The organism is Actinophytocola oryzae, from assembly GCF_004364325.1.
Taxonomy (GTDB): domain Bacteria; phylum Actinomycetota; class Actinomycetes; order Mycobacteriales; family Pseudonocardiaceae; genus Actinophytocola; species Actinophytocola oryzae.
Genome location: NZ_SOCP01000002.1, coordinates 665,878 through 684,011, shown reverse-complemented (window position 1 = coordinate 684,011; position 18,134 = coordinate 665,878). Strand labels below are relative to the sequence as shown.

Genomic DNA, 18,134 nt, shown 5'->3' with positions numbered 1-18,134 from the left:
TGAAGGACGCCTTCAGTACACCCAGCGTTACGAAGGCGTCCTTCAGTGCGCTGCGCGGTCGGGCGAGGGCCCCCGCCGATCAGACCCGCTCGCCCTCGGTCGGTGCGGTGTCCGGAGTCGGCTCCGGCGCACGCGGTGGTTCCGGGGCGGGGTTGCGCCGCATCAGCGTCGCGGTGAGTGCGCCGATGAGCAGCACGGCGATGGGCAGGATCATGGACTCGCGCGTGGCGTCGGTGAGTCCATTGTGGACAACCTGGGTGGCGAGCCGCTGGATCTGGTCGGCGACCTCGGACGGCAGGTTCGACGGCACGCCGCCGCCCGCTGCCGGGCCCAGCTCGTTGGCCGAGCTCGCCGCTTGGGAGACGCCGTTGACGAAGGTCTCCCGGTACTCCGGCGGCAGCGACCTGGCCGCCTCGGTCGCCTCGTCGGTCATCGACGCGCTGATCCGCGCCTGGAGCAGCACGCCGATCGCCGCGCTGCCCAGCACGCCACCCACCTGCCGCGACGTGTTGAAGATGCCGGAGGCGGTGCCGGCGAGCGCGGGCTCGACCGAACGCATCGTGATGTTGCTCATCGGCGCGAAGACGAAACCGGTGCCCACGCCCGCCACCAGCAACGCCGGGACCAGCGTCCACGGGTTCGTGTCCGGCCTGCTGATGAGCGCGACGAGCCCGAGCCCGGTCGCCAGCGCGAGGAAGCCGGTCATCACCAGGTACTTCGCGTTGCCGCGGTCGGAGAGGCGCCCGATGAACGGCGCGATCATCCCCGACAGCAGCGACATCGGCGCGGTCAGCAGTCCTGCCTTGGTCGGGCTCAGGCCGAGCACGCTCTGGGTGTACAGGACCAACGGGACGAACATCCCGGTCATGGCGAAACCGATGGCCGTCGCGGTGGCCGTGCCGGTCGAGAAGTTCCTGTTGCCGAACACCCGCAGCGGCACGAGGGGCTCGCCGCGGTTGTACCGCTGCCAGAAGACGAACGCGATCAGCAGTACGACCCCGGCGGCGATGATCTCCGGGATGCTGATCCAGTCGCGGACCTGCCCCCAGTCGAAGTGCTGGCCGTTCTGGATGCCGAAGACCAGCAGCCCCAGCCCGGCGACCGACAGCAGGATGCCGGGGACGTCGAACGAGCGCAGCCGCCCCGGTTTCCAGTCCGGCACCAGGACCACGGCCAGCACGATCCCGACCACGCCGATCGGCACGTTGACGAAGAAGATCCACTCCCAGCCGAGGGAGTCGACCAGCACGCCGCCGAGCAGTGGGCCGGTGATCGTGGCGAGACCGGCGATCCCACCCCACATGCCCATCGCCGGGCCGCGTTTGGCAGGCGGGAACAGGTGGGTGATGAACGAGAGCGTCTGCGGCGTCATCAGCGCGGCACCGAGGCCCTGGAGGCCGCGGGCGGCGATGAGCGTCTCGGCCGTGCCGGACAGACCGCACCACAGTGACGCCGCGGTGAACACGACCATTCCGGCCAGGTAGACCCGTTTGGGCCCGAACCGGTCGCCGAGCCTGCTGGTGAACAGCATCAGCACCGCGTAGACCAGCAGGTAGATGCTGATCACCCAGACCACGGAGTTCAGGTCCGTGTCCAGGCCGCGCACCATCGACGGAATCGCGATGGTCACGATCGTGGTGTCGAGCAGGATCATGAAGAACCCGACACACAGGGCGATGAGCGCCGCCCACGGGTTAGCTCGCTTTGTCATCGTCTCTTCCTCTACCACCGTCCACAACGGACAGTTCGGGCATCGGGTCCGGTTTCGCGTCCGGCCAGGAGATCCGGCCGGAGTCCAGATCCTCGATCAGCCGCTCCGTCCAGTCCAGTTCGGACTGACGCTGGTGGTGCATGTAGTCGTACTCGATCCAGTACATCCTGGGAAGCCGCTCGGCTGACAGGTGGTCGAGGACCACCTGTTCGGCGGCGATCCGCGCACGGAGGTCGACCACCCGCATCCTGAGCTGTTCCAGCACCTCCGCCCGGTCCAGCTCGTTGGCCGCCGACAGCGCGACGGGGTACTGCGGGTACTCCTGGGCCGGGGTGGCGAGCATCGCGCGTGCCTGCTCGACGAACACGTCCCGGCCGGACTCGGTCAGCGCGTAGACCGTGCGTTCCGGTCGCCTGCCCTGTCGCTGGGTGCCGACGACCTCGATCATTCCCTGGGCCTCGAGCCGCTCCACCGTGTGGTAGAGCGAGCCGGCGCGCAGCTTGACCCGGTAGTCGACCCGCCGTTCGCGCATGAGCTGGGTCATCTCGTACGGGTGCATGTCCCGCTCGTGGAGCAGTTCGACCACGGCCATCGCCAGAGGCGTCAGGGGCACCGCGGACCTGGCCATGCCGATTACTCCTGTCTGATGACTCCGGACCGGTTATTCCGCATGGACTATACGGCGCGTCCCGGTACGTGTCGACGCGCCGTGTCGCGGCTCATAATGTGGGACGGGGAGCGAGGAGGCGGGATGACCAGGGCTGTTCCCCGCGCGCGCCTTCGCCGCCGCCCACGTCGAGTCGGACCGCCAGGTGGAGCTGTGGGAACGGCACAACGCCGAGTCCCTGATCGCGCTTGCCTGCCGACCTCCGACGGCCACGCCGTTCGTGGCCACCGAGGTGAACCTGCAGCTCGAACGGGCCCACCTCGCTCGGGTCATGGGGAGCCGACACGTGGTCGAGCGCACCGGCGCGATGGCCGAGGCCAAGCCGGCCGGGGCAGCTCCTCGTCTGCGACGCCGACCGCCCGTTCCGCCGCTGGTTCGGCCACGGGCTCGACGAACTGGCCGTCAAGGTCCCCCGGCCCGAGTTCGCCCGGCTCACCGGCCGGGCCACGGTCGACAGCCCGGTCGTGGCCGACGTCGGCGAGAACCAGCACGGCAGGGCGCTGGCCCGGCTGGTCGCACGCGCGGTCCGCCGCGACCGCCCGATGCCCGCGGACGAGCAGGCGGTGCTCGAACTCGTCGCGGTGCTCACCGGCCACGGCGGCCTTCCACCGGGCGGCGGCCAAGGCGTTCGTCGAGGAACACCTCACGGACCCGACGCTGTCCGCGCACGACGTCGCCGCGGGCACCGGCATCAGCGAACGGCACCTGTCCCGGGTGTTCGCGGCGGTCGGCACGAGCGTGCCGCGACACATCCTGGCGCGCCGCCTCGACGCCGCACACGGCGTCCTGACCACCGACAGGGAACTGCTGACCGCGGACGTGGCCGCCCGGTGCGGTTTCACCTCGGCCGCATACTTCTCCCGGACCTTCCACGAGCGGTTCGGCGTCACCGCGGGCGAGGTCCGGCACGGCGGCTGAGGTGCTCATTTCCGCCATCCGCGGCCCGATGGTCGGCCGGGGCGGGCGGGGCGTCGGAGACTCGCGTCCAGCCCGACTCCCGTCGCCCGGCGTGCCGGGATCGCCGCGCCGTCGATCTACCGCCACTTCCCCGACCGGCCTGCCATCATGCTGGCCGTCGTACGCGAGTCCTTCGCCGAGCTGGAGGACCGGCTCCGCGCTGCCGTGGCCGCGGCGGGCGACCCGCGGGAACGGCTGTTCGCCTGCGCCAACGCCTACCTGCGGTTCGCCCAGGAACACCCCGAGCGCTACCGGAGCACGTTCGGCGGTCTCTGGATGCCGACACTGCAGGACTCGTCGGTGACGAGGGACGACGTGGCGACCCTCGGCGACGCGTGCACGGAGCTGATCACCGCGACACTCGACGACTGCGCCACCTCGGGCCAGGCCACGAGCACCGACACACACGCGGACGCCGTCGCGCCGTGGCTCGGTCTGCACGGCCTGGCCCACCAGCGAGCGGTGACGGTCGCGTTCCCGTGGCCACCGGACATCGCGGACCGCGTCATCACGGCACTCGCGCACCTGCGATGACCGCCTCGGCGCGTGCCAGAACCTCCGCCCGGTCCGGTCAGTTGGTGATGACGCGTTCGGCGCGGTCGCGGGTGGCGTGCAGATCCCAGTAGACCTGGGCGATGGCGTCCGGTTCCATCGGCGACGCGTCGGCGGGCATGCCCGGGGTTCCGGCGATCCACGCGCCGATGGCGACGTGGCCGACGTAGACGCCCTTGTCGGCCAGTGTGCCGTTGAGGGTGAGAGCCCAGTTGCGGAGGGCGGCACCGGCGGCGCCGGAGGTGGCGGCCCACGGCGTCGGCGTGACCGAACTGGCGCCCGTGGTGTACAGCACCGTGCCGCTGCCCGCGCTCACCATCGCGGGCAGCACCGCGCGGGTCGCGCTGACCGCGCCGTAACAGGTGCTTTCGACCTGCGGCCGCAGGTTCTCCACGGTCACGTCCAGTACCCCGGTCATCCACGCGTCGCCTGCCGGAACCGACGAGTAGTGCAGCACGTCGATGCCGCCGAACCGCGCCGCGGCGCGGTCCAGGGCCGCGGTCAGCTCGGCGCGGTCGGTGACATCCGCGGCGAACCCGGCGGCCTGGACACCTTCGTCCGCCAGTGTCGCCGCCAGTTCGCCGAGCCGTTGCTCGGAGCGGGCGATCAGCGCGACGTCGAAGCCCTGCCTGCCGAAGACGCGGCCGAGCGACAGACCGAGGCGCCTACCGGCCGCGACGAGAGCGATAGTGGGCATGCGTTACCTCCCGGTATCGGTGTTCGGTACCCGTGTTCACCCCATCACCGCCGGACGTGGTGCGTCCAAGACCAGCCAGACCAGGATTGATAACCTGGAGGAATGGATCGGTTGGAGACGCGGGAGCTGGCGTACTTCCTAGCGGTGGCCGACGAGTTGCACTTCGGCCGTGCCGCGAGCCGGTTGGGCATCGCGCAGCCTGCGCTCTCGAAGGCGATCCGGCGACTGGAGCGCCGACTGGAGGTCAGCCTGTTCGAACGGACGAGTCGCGTGGTCACGCTGACCGCGGCCGGTCAGGTGCTCGCCCGCGAGGCACGCACGGCGCTGGACGCGGTGTCGGCCGCGGCCGCGCGGGCACGGCGTGCGGGACCGGGCGATCCGCACCTGGTGCTGGCCATCAAACCCGGCGGTGACGCGGGTCTGCTCCCGGCCGTGCTCGCCGCCTACGAGAACGAACAGGGCGTGTTGCCGATCGAGGTGGTCTTCGCGGGCGACCGGGTGAGCATGCTGCGCGAAGGGCGGGCTGACGCCGCGCTGCTGTACCTACCGCCCGATGATGTCCGTGGGCTGGACACCGAAGCGCTCGTGAGCGAGGCGCCGGTCGCCGTGCTGCCCGTGGCCCACCCACTCGCCCGACGACCCGGCCTGCGGATGGCCGACCTCGAGGGCGAAAGCCTGCACAAGTATGATCCCGCCGCCGCGGGCGCCGTCGGCGGACTCAGTGAACTCATGCACCTGATCGCGCTGGGTCGAACGGTCGCCGTGCTACCGCGGTCGCTGACCACACCCCTGCGCGAGGACCTGGCCACGGTCCCGGTGACCGACGTTCCCCCGAGCGCCCTCGTGCTCGCCTGGCCCGCGCACAGCACGTCCCCGTCAGTCGCCGCGCTGGCCAGGGCCGCGTCGAAAGCCGCGGCGGGCACGTCCGCGGCGGCCGCGGACCGTCGATGACGTAGTCCGTCACAGGCCTGCCATACTCCGCCGATGCTTCTCCGAGAGGGACATCTCCGGTCGGCGGTAGCGCGGCTCGACGAGGCCGTGGCAGGGCTGCGTGTGCACGGCGCCGCGGGCATCAACTACGAGGTCGGGTCGCTTGCGGACCAGCTGCCGGAGATCCGCGCATGGCTCGGCACGCTGACCGGGGACCCGGACTGGGCACGGTACTTCTACAACGCCTACGTCGAGTTCGCCCTCGCGCTCGCCGCGGCCCTGCCTGCCGGGGACACCGAGGGCGTCGAACGCACCGCCGACGGCTGGCACGTGGCCTCGGGCCGGCCCGTGATCTGGTTCGGCGACGCTCGTTTCGACGCCGACCTGACCCTTGACGGGCCGCTTGTCGTGCTCGGTGACCTGACCGTCGACGGGCTGCTGTCCGACGGCGACGTCGACCGCAGCTTCCTCGTCGTGACGGGGAAGCTGCGGACACGCGCCCTCCTGAGCGGTGCCTTCGACCTGGTCCTCGGCGACCTCCACGCGGACGTGGTCGTGTGTTTCAACAACGACGGCGGGCTCGGGGTGGGCGGTGACCTCGTGACCGAGCTGTTCGTCCAGGACGACCACTCCTACGAGGTGACCGGCGCGATGCGGGTCCGGCTGCCGGTGCTCGACTGGCCGGCGGACGACACGGAACTCGACCCGGTCACCGCGGCCGACGCCGCCGCGTGGCTTCCGCCGGGCTACCTTGCCGACGACGAACTCGACACCTGGCGCATCCTCAGGGAGACCGCGGCGGGTCACTCACCACTGCTCGCCGAACCCCGGCACTGACGACGCTCACTCGACGACGTTCGACGCCGGTGCCGACTCCGTTTCCTCGGTGCTCGGCGGCGGCTCGGTCTCACTCGTCGGGGTGTCGCCGGACGGGGGGACCTCGTTGTCGGTCGAGGTCGCGGGCGGGGCGTCGGTGGTCGTGGTCACCGAGGTGTCGGCCACGCTCGTCGGCGCCGTGCTGGGCTCCCCGGGGGCGATCGTGGGTGCCTGCGCCTTCCGCTGGGGGTCTCCGGCGTTGTTGACCGGGGCCACCACCTCGGACACCGGCGCCTGCGTGCTGTCGCTCTGACCCGTCCCGTTGGACGGAACCCGAAGCTCAGCCGGTGCGAGGTTGCCGTGATCACCGAGCAGCCAGGCGCCGACGGCCACCATCGCGACGAAGAAGACCCCCGCGACCGCCAGAGCGCCGCGGGAGCGACCGGAGCGTGCGGGCGGGTCGGGTACCGGCATCGCGGGCCGGCGGATGACCTGGGTGCGGGCGGATCGCTGGATCGGCAGAGCGGGCAGTACCAGGTCGGCCGGAACCTCACCGACGGCGGCGAGCAGCTCGCGTGCTTCCCGCGCGGTCGGGCGGGAGGCCGGGTCCACCTCGAGCAGGGCGGTCAGCGCCTCGGTCAGCGGACCGGACCGCCGAGGCGGGTTGATCCGCCCGCCTGCCACCGCGTGCAGCAGGCCGAGGGTGTTCGCGGCGACGCCGAAGGGCGGCTCACCCTCGACCGCGGTGTAGAGCGTCGAGCCCAGGGAGAACACGTCGGACGCCGAGGTGGGCTCGCCACCGAGCGCGACCTCGGGTGCCAGGTAGGCGGGGGTGCCCGCGAACGAGCCGACCTCGGTGACCGTGGCGTCGTCGGACGCCCAGGAGATGCCGAAGTCGGTGATCTTCACCGAGCCGTCCTCGCCGAGCAGGATGTTGCCGGGGGTGATGTCGCGGTGCACGATGCCGGCGGCGTGCGCCGCGGCGAGTCCGGCGGCCACCTGCGCACCGACGGTGGCGGCCTTGTCCGGCGCGAGTGCCCGCTCCTCCGCGATGACGGTCGCCAGGCTGCGCGAGGGCAGGTACTCCATGACGAGGCAGGGCACGTCCTCCTCGTCGACGACGTCGAACACGGAGATCGCGTTGGGGTGGTGGAGCCGGGCGGCGATGCGGCCCTCACGCAGACAGCGGGCGACCGCCTCGGCCGCCTTCTCCGGCGGGAGATCGGGGCGCAGGAGCAGCTTCTTGATCGCGACCTGCCGGTTGAGCCGCTCGTCGTGGCCCTGCCAGACCACGCCCATCCCGCCCGTCCCGAGCCTGCGGAACAGCCGGTAGCGGCCGATGACCAGGTGTTCCGCGTCCGGCCTGTCGGCGTCGTCCGCGGCGCCCGGTGTCTCGGTCACACGGGCGAGTTCCTCGGCCGGCGACTCCTGGTCAGTTGTCACGACGCCCTCGCTCTCGCCCGCTACCTTCTGCCCAAGAGTTTCATCATTGGGTCGAAGCTAAACCTCACCGAGACGACTGATCGCGATTACCGTGCGTGCGGCGTCTCCGGGGCGGACCGGCGACAGGTCCTCGCCGTGGCCCGTCCGGCGGAGGAACGGGCCACGGCCGCGCTATGCCCCGGTGATCGCGAGGTCGTCCACGAAGAACGTCATGCCGTACTCGACCGGGTCGCCCGTGGTGAAGGTCGTGCCCGCGATGGTGTCGGCCGCCTCGGCGCGGGTGGTGGTCGTGAACTCCTGGCCGCCGATCCGGACGGTGGCCGCCGTCGTCGTGGCGTCGACCACGAACGGGGTCCAGGTGTTGTTCGGGATGGCCGTGGTCAGGGTGCCGAGGGCCTGCCACGTGCTGCCGTCGTACACCTCCAACGTCCGGGGTGGTCCCGGGCGCAGGCGGAACCGCCATGGCTCGACCCCCGCCCCGTCGCGGTGGCCGCCGACCGAGAACGTGAACGGGCCGCGGAAGTCGTTGGTGGCCCAGCTGAACGCGAGTGTCTGGTGCTCGACGTCCGGTGCCACGGCCGTCGCGGTCGCGTTGTCGTCGAGGAACTTGTCGAACAGGCGCAGCGAGTCGCGGCTGTCCGCGCCGCGGAGCTCCTGGTCGGTCACCGTCGTGTTGCGGGCGTCGACGAACCCGCGCGGCACCGCGTACTCCGGGTCGTTCTCGAAGGTCTGCAGACCCGCCGCGAACACCTCCAGCTCGGTCACCGCGGTGCCCGACGGCGCCTCGATCCGTACGAACCTCGCCTGTGTTGGCGCGAGGTCCGTGTACCGCACGGCGTGGTCGCGGACCCTGTCCGCACGCACCACGGGTGTCCACGCGCGACCGTCGGCCGACAGCGACACCGTCGCCGAGGACGGTTGCCCGTTGCCGAGCATCACCCCGAGCCGGTTCACCGGGTACGCGCGGTCCAGCTCGACCGTCATCGACGCGTTGCCGCGCCTGCGGTCCAGCACCGCCGCCGAGTGCGACCGGGAGCTGCCGTCGACCGCACCCTCCGGACGTTGCTCGGGGAACCGCCGGTCGCCACGGGCGAAGTCGCCGGTGATCTTCACGGTTCCGTTGTGTGCCTTGGTCTCCAGGTCGATCCGGCCCGTGCCGGGTGTCACCGCGCTGACGTAGGACGCGAAGATCCCGTACTGCTCGTGGTAGGCCTTGCAGCCCCACACCGCGCAGTAGTCACCGAAGAACACCGTCCGGTCCGCGTCCACGCTGACCATCGCGTTGTTCCCGCTCGTCCCGTCGGACCTGCCGTTGCCGGTCTCCGACGGGTAGCGCGCCAGCACGAGCCGCTGCTCGTCCCACGTCCGGCCGGTGCCGTCGTGGCTGACGTACACCCTGTCGTCGGGGCGGCCGGTGGCGAGCAGCATGACCCCGTTGGGCTGCAACAGGACCTGCGGGCTGATGCCCACGACCTGTGTCCCGTCCGGCCCGAGGAGCGGCTCCGCCGGTGACCACGTCCTGCCCTGGTCGGCCGAGAAGCTCGTGCGGAGGCGGGGCGGGCTCTCCCCCGTGCGCACCGCGGCGACCATCCGGTCGTCCGTGGTGAAGGACCAGCCGACCTCGTTGACGGCCACCGGCGCGGGAATCTGTCCGCGCTGGGTCCACGTCCCGCCCCCGTCGACGGACTGGAGGATGATGCTGCCCTGCCGCTCGCCGACGTAGGCCAGGTAGGCGGGCACCATGATCGTGCCGTCCGGCGCCAGCATGGCCTCGCGGTGCACGCGCAGCCCCCGGTCGCCGCCGAGCACCTTGCCCGGGGGCGGCGTGTAGGGCGCCTTCGTCAGCCGCCACGTCGCGCCGCCGTCGGGGGAACGCCACACGCGCAGGTTGATCCCGCTGTGGGCGTCGTCCCGCCATTCCGGGATGAAGTCGACCGCGACGAGCGAGCCGTCGTCCAGCCGGACCATGTTGCCCGCCCCGACGGGCGCGTTCCGTTGTGTGGTCAGGAACGAGAGCCCGGAGTCCAGCGAGGTCGACAGGTTGTTGATCGAGTCGGCGCTGGGGGTGTCGTCGTTCGCCGACGAGGACACGAAGATCTTCTGCTCGGTGCGACCGTCGACGACGGTGTCCATGGCGAACGCGCCGGGGTTCGCCGCCCTGGGGCCGGGCCCCCAGTTCAGGACGTTCCACAGTGGACCGTTGCCGGACGCGTAGGAGCTCGCCGCCGCCCCGTCGCCGGTGGGCAGCGGGTTCTCCGCGGTCGGGGGTGGTCCCCCGGGAGCCGCGGAACCGGTGGTGGCGGCCAGCAGCACGACCGCGGCGCCGAAACCGAGCGCGGCGCTCACGAGGTTGGTGACGCGGGACATGGCGGTGCTCCTCGATGGAAGGCCGGAACGCGCCCGTGTGACGGGGACGCGCGGAAGTGCACCTGAAACCGCGTTCCATGTCAATACGTGAACCCTTGACATGGAACGGCGTTCTGTGGATGGTTCTTCACGGCGAGTGATCGACGACCTCTGGGATCGGGGACCGTCCATGCTGGGAAGAACTCTGTTGGTCGCGGCGCTCGTGGCGGGCACCGCGGTGCAGGCGCCGAGCGCCGAGGCCGTCACCAGGTCGGAGATCGCGGGGGCGTCGCCGACCGCGCCGACCCTGGTCGTCAGTGGCGAGGGCAGCGTCTACAACCCCGCCGGCGACCCGCCGACCTGGTACGCGACGGCCGAGGCCTACGACACCGGGACAGCGGCGGCACCGACGCGAACCGTGTTCGGCGGCTACGTCGACCACTACGACGCCGACGGCGCGTCGGACAACGGCCAGCTGGTCTCGACCGACGGCGGCCAGACCTTCGCCACGACGACGCGCCCCGGCTACGAGGCGAGCGCGCGGCTGTCCGACGGGCGGGTCATCGACGCGCAGTTCATCGGCCAGACCTCGGTTTCCCTGCAGCGACGCACGCTGGTCATGCGGTACTCGACCGACAGCGGGACGACGTTCCCCACCACCGCGAACGCGACGCTCGACATCGCACCGCAGAGTTTCGCCGCAACCAGCTCGAACTTCTTCCCCAACACGGTCGTCCAGGTGCCGAACGGGCCGCTGCTGATGGCCGGGTACGCCAACCTGTCCGGCGGCCAGTCCGCGCTGCTCGTGCAGAGCACCAACGCGGGCGGGAGCTGGACACTGCGCAGCGTCATCGCCCAGGGCTCGTCCACCCGCGGCTACTCGGAGACGGCACTCGCCCTGAACTCCGACGGTGACCTGATCACCGTCAGCCGGTCGTCGACCTACGACAACCTGTGGCGCAGGATGTCCACCGACCTCGGCACCACGTGGACGGCCGCACCGCAGGGGATTCCCGAGTTCGCCGCGGACTCCTCGGGCAACCGCCCGTTCGGCCGGATCAACCCGAGACTCTCCCTGCTGCCCAACGGAATCCTCGCACTCGTCGCCGGGCGGCCGGACAACTCCATCGCGTTGTCCTACGACGGCAGGGGCACGACGTGGAACGTCAGGAAGGTCTACTACGACAACCACTCGACGGCCAGCCCGCAGGACCTCAACGAAGGGAGCAGCGGCAACGCCGACTTCGCGTGGACGGAGTCGAACCGTGCCGTGCTGCTCGCCGACAGCTGCCACGCCGTCACCTACCAGGGCACGCACTACAACAAGTGCAAGTGGCACAACGCACCCATGTCCGGCGGCACGACGGAGTTCCAGATAATGCGTGCCATGGCCGACGTGCTCACCGCCGACACCGGCAAGATCGACCTGTCGTCGAAGGCGCGGCTGAGCGGTGACCTCGGTGCGGTGGCCGGTCACGACCGCAGCGGGGCACGGGGTGCGGTGGACGGCAGCACCGAGCTGTGGTCCGGCGCGTTCGAACAGGGCGGCACCGGCACGTTCGACCTCGCGCTGGACCGGCCCTACACGCTGACCAGGGCGGGTCTGAGCCTGGCGCTCGGCGGCACGCAGAGCGCGACCGTCCAGACCAGGCTGGACGCGAGCGACCCGTGGCAGGACTGGTACTCGGTGACGAACCAGGAAGGCTACGCGCTGCGCTACACCTCGCCCCCGGCACGGAAGGCCCAGTACGTGCGGGTGCTCACCGGGCCTGCGTCCTACTGCCCGCCGGGCGTCACCGCGCCGTGCAGCATGCTCAACGAGATCGAGCTGTACGCGGGTGACGTGGACTCCTTCGAGAACGACCCGGTGAACGGCATCCCCCGCGGGTACTCCGTCGACTACACGGTCGACGACCAGGGCAGGGGCCACCAGGGTGTCTGGGTCACGACGTCCACGGCGGGCAGCGGGAGCGGCCGTGCGCTGTTCATCACCGACGACCACGCCCAGCACCTGCCCGCGGTCCGGCGGACCGACTCCTCCAGCGCGACCAGGACCCTCGAGTTCCGGTTCCACCCCGTGAAGTGGCGGCCGACAGGCGAGGGCTCGCCGTCGTCGTTCATGTTCGACCTGCTGGCCACGCCGGTGAGCGGTCAGCGCCGCACGGCCTACCACCTGTCGGTCTGGAGCGACGGCACGGTCCGCTACTACGCGGGCAACGCCTGGCACGCCCTGGGTTCCGGTCCCGCGCTGGACCCGTCGACGGCCGTGTGGTCGACCATCCGGGTCGACGCCACCGCGACCCGGGCCACGGTCACCGTCAACGGCGTCACGACCGGCAGCGCGACCCGTGCCGACGGCGCCACCAGCAACATGACCGGCCACCAGTTCTCGGCCAGCAGCACGGCCGACGCCAACGAGACGTTCATCATCGACGACGTCTTCACCGGTAACGGCTGAGTCCACTCCGGACACCCGAACCGGCAGGTCCCGGCCCTGTCGAGCACACTGTGGAGGGACACGGGGCGAGACGGGACGGGTGCGGAGATGCGGGAGCCGGCGCTGCTGGCCGTAATGGCGGTGTTGATCATCGTGGCGGTGTCGTACTTCGCACCGCGGCTGGGCGTCGCGGCACCCGTGCTGTTGGTGCTCGTCGGGATGGGGTGCGGCCGGCTACCCGGCGCGCCCGATCTGTTCCTCGAACCGGAGTGGATCCTGGCCGGGGTGTTGCCGCCGCTGCTGTACGCGGCTGCGGTCAACGTCCCCGTACTCGACTTCCGCCGGGACTTCGGGACCATCGGGGCGTTGTCCGTGCTGCTCGTCCTGGTCTCGGCGTTCGGCACCGGGCTGCTGATCTGGTGGCTGGTTCCCGACATCGGGTTCGCCACGGCCGTCGCGCTCGGCGCGGTGGTCAGCCCGCCGGACGCGGTCGCCGCGACGTCGGTCGGCAAGCGCCTCGGGCTGCCGCCCCGCCTGGTCACGATCCTCGAGGGCGAAGGCCTCGTCAACGACGCCACCGCGCTCGTGCTGCTGCGCACGGCCGTGGCCGCGACCGCGGGGGTGGTGTCGTTCCGGGGCGCGCTCGGCGAGTTCGCCTTCGCCGTGTTCGTCGGCATCGCCGTCGGCGTGCTGGTCGGCCACGGGTCGGTGTGGGTGCGTTCGCGGATCCGCGAACAGCCCGTGCTCACCACGGCGATCTCGTTCGTGGTGCCGTTCCTGGCGTTCCTGCCCGCTGAGGAGCTGCACGCGTCCGGGGTCATCGCCGTCGTCACGGCCGGTCTGATCACCGGACACAAGAGCGCGAGCCGGTTCACCGCCCACGACCGCATCTCCGAACGCACCAACTGGCGGACGATCCAGCTGCTCCTCGAGAACGGCGTGTTCCTGCTGATGGGCTTCGAGATCACCGCCGTGGTCAGCGCGGTCCACGAATCCGGCGACGGCGTGTGGACGGCGATCGGGTTCGGGCTGCTCACGACGCTCACGCTGGTCGTGCTGCGGGTCGTGTTCGTCATCCCGCTCGTCGCGATGCTCCGGCATCAGCAGCAGGACGCGGGCAGGCTCATCGAGCGGATCGAGGCCGTGCTCGACCGGCTCACCGCGCGCGGCCCGCACCCCGACCGGCCGCGCCGGTACGAGAGGGCGACCGTGATGCTCCGCAGACGCCACGCCGACGCCGTCTTCTTCGCCAACGAGGGACTCGGCTGGCGCGGCGGCGCGGTGCTCGCCTGGTCCGGGATGCGCGGCGTCGTCACCCTCGCGGCGGCCCAGTCGCTGCCGACCGACGTGCCCCACCGCGCCGAGCTCGTGCTGGTCGCCTTCACCGTCGCGATCGTCACCCTCGTCGTCCAGGGCGGCACTCTGCCCGTGGTCGTCAAGCGGCTCGGCATCCAGGGCACCGACGCCGACCAGGACCAGCGCGAGCTGGCGCACCTCACGACCGAGCTGCAGGCCGCCACCCAGTCCCTCCTCGAGAGCCCGACCCTGCGCCGCGAGAACGGCGACCCCTTCGACGACGACCTGCTCGACCAGACACGGGAGCGCAACCTCGCCTTCGCCGAGTCCATCGAGAAGATGCTGACCGAACAGGCCCCGGACAGCCCGCTCCAGCAACGACGGGAACTGCAGCGCCTGCTCGTCGACGCGCAGCAGAACGCACTGCTCGACGCCCGCGCGAGCGGGACGTACAGCTCCCACGTCCTCGAACGCGCCCAGAACCTCATCGACACCATGGCCTCCCGGTTCGGTGGTCCGGACACCCGAGGTGTCAGGTGAGCGGCTCGTTCACGTCGGGGTCGTCTCGGAGATCAGCACCCGCTGGGGCTTGTCCCTCGGCGCGGTCAGCCCGCTGCCTGCCTCGGCCTCGAAGCGCAGGCGTTCCGCGGCGAGGAAGCAGCGGTTCAGCCCCGCACGCACCTCGAGTCCGTTGGTGCCCGTCTTGATGATGTAGAACAGACCGATGTTCACGAGGACGACCACGAACGCGTACACGTAGGTGTCCTTGAGCAGTCCGCCGTAGAGCGCCAACGCGAAGGCCCACACACTCACCGCGTAGAAGAACATGCTGGCGCCCCACTGCCGGTAGCTCTCCAGGCCCGGGATCTTCTGATGGGCGGGGGGCACCGTGCTCAGCCCACTCGCCCGCGCCCGCTCGAGGTGCCTGACCGCGAACCTCGCACTGGACACGTTCGCCAGCAGCACGCCGGTGTAGCCGATCGCCGTGGCGAGTGGCCACCAGGCGACCTGCACCAGGTTGCACGCCAGGATGAGCCACGACGACCAGACGGCCATCGACCGCATCGCCACCTCGGTCACGACCCGCGACCCGGCTCCGGCCATCGCGGGAGAACGCGCCACCCGTGTGGTGAGGCCGCTGAAGATGTTCTGGTAGTACCTGGCGCCGCAGAGCGCGAAGCTGAGCCCGATCAGGCGTGCCGGCGTGTTCTCCGCCAGGTTCCCCAGCTCGTAGCCCGACTGCCGGAGGTCGTCGACCAGCGGGATGGTGTCCGGCCGCGCGCCGACCAGTCGGAGGAACGCCTGGCTCTGCGGGTTGAGGACGTCGATCCCGACGTCACGCAGGAACCAGTAGACGCACACCGTGCAGCACACGTAGAGGTTCACGGAGGCGAGGACCGAGAACACCAGCAGCCAGCGCGCGTGCATCGAGCGCCGCGGGTCGGAGAGAACGCCCTGCCGCCTGCGGAAGCGATAGATCCTCCGCTGCTTCTTCGGTTCCCGGGACAGCGGCAGCAGGGATCTCACGGACGAGCTCAGGGACTGCCGGTCGACGGGCACGGCGTAGCCACGCAGCTCCGGGTCGGTGACCAGTGCCTCCTGCGTCACGTCCAGTTCCTGCTCGAGCACCTCGCCGACGGTGCGGTACACGTCCGGGTTGTCGGCCGCCATCCTGAAGACCAGCAGCCGCCGTGCGGGCTCGCGGTCGGTGAGGTCCTCGATCACCCTGGCGATGAGCGGCGCCTGCCCGTAGAACCGGTCGGGAATGGTGCCGTCGCTGTTCTCGCCGACGTCGCCGACGGTGATCAGGATCCGGCCGAGCGAGTAGAGGTCGGCGCCGGGCACGTCGTCCGCGCTGTCGCGGATCTCCGGGGCGACGTACACCCCCTCCGCGCCCTCGAGACTGCCGACCGCGCTGGTGTACAGGTAGTTCCGCCCGAAGTCGATGAAGGTGACCTCGTAGTCCTGGCCGTGCCCCACCGACGCCTTCCGTTTGACGATGATGTTGGTGGGCGAGAGGTCCTCGTGCTGTTTGCCCTGGACGTGCAGCTGTGCCAGGGCGTGCAGGAGCGGCAGCCCCAGTCGTCTGATCAGGTCCAGGCGCACGTTGCCCCCGACGGTCGTCCCCCGTCTCGGCGCCCTGCCCACCAGCTCGAAAGCCGCCTTCTCCCGCTTCATCCTCGCGAGTTCCTCGGCCAACGTGATCCCGTCGGCCATGTCCATGAGAATCCAGTCGTCGGTGCTCGCCCAGACCTGGACCATGTGCTGGACCGCCCGGCCGTCGCGGTCCGTCGAGTTGTGGTCGTTCGCGTAGTTCCTGGTCTTGCGCGCGATGATCGGGATGTTCGAGTACGGGAACAGCACGCACTTCAGCGCGAACCTGATCTGCCGCCCCGACGAGGCGAGTGGTGTGCCGCCCAGGATGATCGACGTGGTGCCGTGCCGGTGGAACTCCAGCGTCTCGGGTCGGATCCGGCGCCACTCCGCGTGTGCCTGCTCGTCGCCTCCCGACCCGGGCCGGGGTGCGTAGAGGCCGAGCAGCGTCGCACGTACGGCCGCGTCCTGGACCAACCGCCTGCACAGGCCGCAGTCGTGGCCGACGTTCCCGTCGTCGCCGTCAGCGGTCGACGCCGGTGTGCTCCTGGGAGCGCCGGCCTCCTGCATCGTGACGAGGGTCAGCAGGAGCACGCTCAGGTAGCCGTAGGTCTCGGCCTGGGATCTGGTGTGGCCGGACGAGTTCGCCTTGAACCCGCCGCACCACTGCGCCAGCCGGTCGATGGCGTCGGACCGCTGGAGGCCCACCTCCAGGTGGAACGAGAGCTTGTCGAGCGGTATGGCGGCCAGGAGCCTGCGCCATTCGTCCGGGGTGCCGCAGATCCTTCGGATGGCCCGTAATCGGGTCGCGTCGGACGCCGTGCCGTTGAGGGCCGCCACCTGCCTGAAGAGTGGGCGGAATGCCTCGGCGTCGATTGCCGGGGGTTGCGGGAGGTCGTTCATCAGGAGTCGTTCCTGACGAGTTCGACGGCATGAGCGGTCAGTCGCGGGATGACGACGACGTCTCGCCCCTCAAGCGCCAGATAGGTGGTCCGGTATGCCGCGCGGGCGCCGTTGAAGAGAGCCAGCGGGTTCATCTCGTGTCGTCTCACTTCGGGCGTGCCGGGAAGCGGCGCCAGGTCCAACACCGCCGGTTCCGCGGTGGGGTTCGCACGGTTGGCCGCGAGAAACGGCCTGTCCTCGGTCACGTACTGGTGAGTCGAGGCGAGGAATCCCCTGCCGAGGCCGGGGCGGACACGTTCGAGGTGCCTCGCGACCAGCCGGTTGGTGACCGAGACCCTGCGGTCCAGCGGACCGATCGGCTTGGTGCTCAGGGAGAGGATGTGGGTGCAGCCGTCGGCGCGGGCCGCGCGGAACGGGTGGAACTGGAGCACACCGCCGTCGATGGCGCGACTGCCGCGAAAGGTGGCGGTGCCACTGATCGCGAGCGGCAGCCACGTGCTGGCCAGCAGCGCGGCCCGGAGATCCCCGGCCGAGTCGAATTCGGCTATGTCGAGCGGCCTGAGCGCGTCCACGTCGGTGACCATGACGTGCAGGCGCTGTTCGGACGCGATGATGGCCTCGTAGTCGAGCGGTTTGCGCCGCGTCAGCACCTCGTCGAAGACGTACGTCAGGTTCATGGGACCCTGCCTGCGCAGCAGGCGACGGAAATCGAGGAACTCGCCCGTGGTGAGGTCGTCGTAATAGATCGACAATGGGAACCACGTCGTGCCGGTCATGAAATAGGCGCCGTTGATCGCCCCGGACGAGCAGCAGTAGATCTCGTCGAAGCACGGGGCGTAGCCGAGGTCCTCCAGAGCCGTCAGCATCGCGGCGGACACCACTCCCCGCATGCCGCCGCCCTCGATTGCGAGCCCGATCTTGAAAGGATCGTCCCGCCGGCCGACACCGCCGCCGCGCGCACGCCTTTCCCGGAGCACCTGACGAACAGGATGCCGTTCGTCGAATACGATATTCGTCATCCCGTGCGGGTCACCTCACGTCGAGTGCTGGACCGCATGGAGCGGCGTCTTTTCCAGGGCGAATGAAATCTAACAGAACATCAATTCACCGCCGTGGAAGATTACGGGGTCGAGTTGGATGCAGACCGGACTGTTTTCTGCACGCAAGTCGGCGGCGCACGGCTCGACCCGGACATATCGGTCCCGCGTCGTACCCGGTCCTCGACGCGATCCCGGAGTCGTTCATCGGCAAGATCGACAAACGTGCACTGGGCGCGCTCGCCGAC

General features: G+C 70.5%; 14 protein-coding genes. 6 read left to right on the top strand and 8 right to left on the bottom strand.

The annotated features are described in order from the left end of the window. Positions 1-79: 79 nt before the first annotated feature. The 3 genes from CLV71_RS06745 to CLV71_RS48395 all read right to left on the bottom strand — a co-directional run bounded on the left by CLV71_RS06745 (position 80) and on the right by CLV71_RS48395 (position 3,070). On the bottom strand, positions 80-1,711 hold the full coding sequence (locus CLV71_RS06745) for a DHA2 family efflux MFS transporter permease subunit (protein WP_133901721.1): 1,632 nt from the start codon (positions 1,709-1,711) through the stop codon (positions 80-82). Further along, positions 1,695-2,339 carry a helix-turn-helix transcriptional regulator gene (locus tag CLV71_RS06740; protein ID WP_133901720.1) on the bottom strand — a complete coding sequence of 215 codons (645 nt, stop codon included), beginning with the start codon at positions 2,337-2,339 and terminating at the stop codon, positions 1,695-1,697. The genes CLV71_RS06745 and CLV71_RS06740 overlap by 17 nt, the downstream gene beginning before the upstream one ends. A gap of 308 nt (positions 2,340-2,647) precedes the next feature. Further along, the gene (locus CLV71_RS48395; RefSeq protein WP_208297417.1) at positions 2,648-3,070 is read right to left on the bottom strand and encodes a hypothetical protein; all 423 of its coding nucleotides are present in this window, start codon (positions 3,068-3,070) and stop codon (positions 2,648-2,650) included. A 22-nt stretch (positions 3,071-3,092) separates the two neighbouring features. Between CLV71_RS48395 and CLV71_RS48390 the strand changes: the two genes are divergently transcribed. Both CLV71_RS48390 and CLV71_RS06730 read left to right on the top strand, forming a co-directional pair. Then, positions 3,093-3,296 (top strand): helix-turn-helix domain-containing protein, encoded by a 204-nt coding sequence (locus CLV71_RS48390; protein WP_208297416.1) that lies wholly within the window; start codon positions 3,093-3,095, stop codon positions 3,294-3,296. Between the two features lie 147 nt (positions 3,297-3,443). Beyond that, positions 3,444-3,869 (top strand): TetR/AcrR family transcriptional regulator, encoded by a 426-nt coding sequence (locus CLV71_RS06730; protein WP_208297415.1) that lies wholly within the window; start codon positions 3,444-3,446, stop codon positions 3,867-3,869. Between the two features lie 37 nt (positions 3,870-3,906). Here CLV71_RS06730 and CLV71_RS06725 read toward each other — a convergent pair whose 3' ends face one another. Further along, positions 3,907-4,584, bottom strand: a complete 678-nt coding sequence (locus tag CLV71_RS06725) for an SDR family NAD(P)-dependent oxidoreductase (protein WP_133901719.1) — start codon at positions 4,582-4,584, stop codon at positions 3,907-3,909. Between the two features lie 102 nt (positions 4,585-4,686). On the opposite strand from CLV71_RS06725, the gene CLV71_RS06720 reads away from it, so the two are divergent. Then, entirely contained in the window at positions 4,687-5,535 is an 849-nt protein-coding gene (locus tag CLV71_RS06720) for a LysR family transcriptional regulator (RefSeq protein WP_133901718.1), read from the top strand. Positions 5,536-5,568: 33 nt separating this feature from the next. Further along, the gene (locus CLV71_RS06715; protein WP_133901717.1) at positions 5,569-6,351 is read left to right on the top strand and encodes a hypothetical protein; all 783 of its coding nucleotides are present in this window, start codon (positions 5,569-5,571) and stop codon (positions 6,349-6,351) included. Positions 6,352-6,357: 6 nt separating this feature from the next. Here the strand turns inward: CLV71_RS06715 and CLV71_RS06710 are convergent, their stop codons facing one another. Both CLV71_RS06710 and CLV71_RS06705 read right to left on the bottom strand, forming a co-directional pair. After that, positions 6,358-7,731: a serine/threonine-protein kinase gene (locus CLV71_RS06710; RefSeq protein ID WP_243866269.1), complete on the bottom strand. Its 1,374-nt coding sequence runs from the start codon at positions 7,729-7,731 to the stop codon at positions 6,358-6,360. Positions 7,732-7,944: 213 nt separating this feature from the next. Beyond that, positions 7,945-10,140 (bottom strand): exo-alpha-sialidase, encoded by a 2,196-nt coding sequence (locus CLV71_RS06705; RefSeq protein ID WP_166663975.1) that lies wholly within the window; start codon positions 10,138-10,140, stop codon positions 7,945-7,947. A 169-nt stretch (positions 10,141-10,309) separates the two neighbouring features. On the opposite strand from CLV71_RS06705, the gene CLV71_RS06700 reads away from it, so the two are divergent. Beyond that, positions 10,310-12,577: a sialidase family protein gene (locus CLV71_RS06700; protein ID WP_166663974.1), complete on the top strand. Its 2,268-nt coding sequence runs from the start codon at positions 10,310-10,312 to the stop codon at positions 12,575-12,577. An 87-nt stretch (positions 12,578-12,664) separates the two neighbouring features. Further along, entirely contained in the window at positions 12,665-14,392 is a 1,728-nt protein-coding gene (locus tag CLV71_RS06695; RefSeq protein WP_133901714.1) for a cation:proton antiporter, read from the top strand. Positions 14,393-14,401: 9 nt separating this feature from the next. Here the strand turns inward: CLV71_RS06695 and CLV71_RS06690 are convergent, their stop codons facing one another. After that, the gene (locus tag CLV71_RS06690; RefSeq protein WP_133901713.1) at positions 14,402-16,849 is read right to left on the bottom strand and encodes a hypothetical protein; all 2,448 of its coding nucleotides are present in this window, start codon (positions 16,847-16,849) and stop codon (positions 14,402-14,404) included. Continuing rightward, a complete protein-coding gene (locus CLV71_RS06685; protein WP_133901712.1) occupies positions 16,849-17,868 on the bottom strand; it encodes a patatin-like phospholipase family protein in 1,020 nt (339 codons plus the stop codon). The genes CLV71_RS06690 and CLV71_RS06685 overlap by 1 nt, the downstream gene beginning before the upstream one ends. Positions 17,869-18,134: the final 266 nt, after the last annotated feature.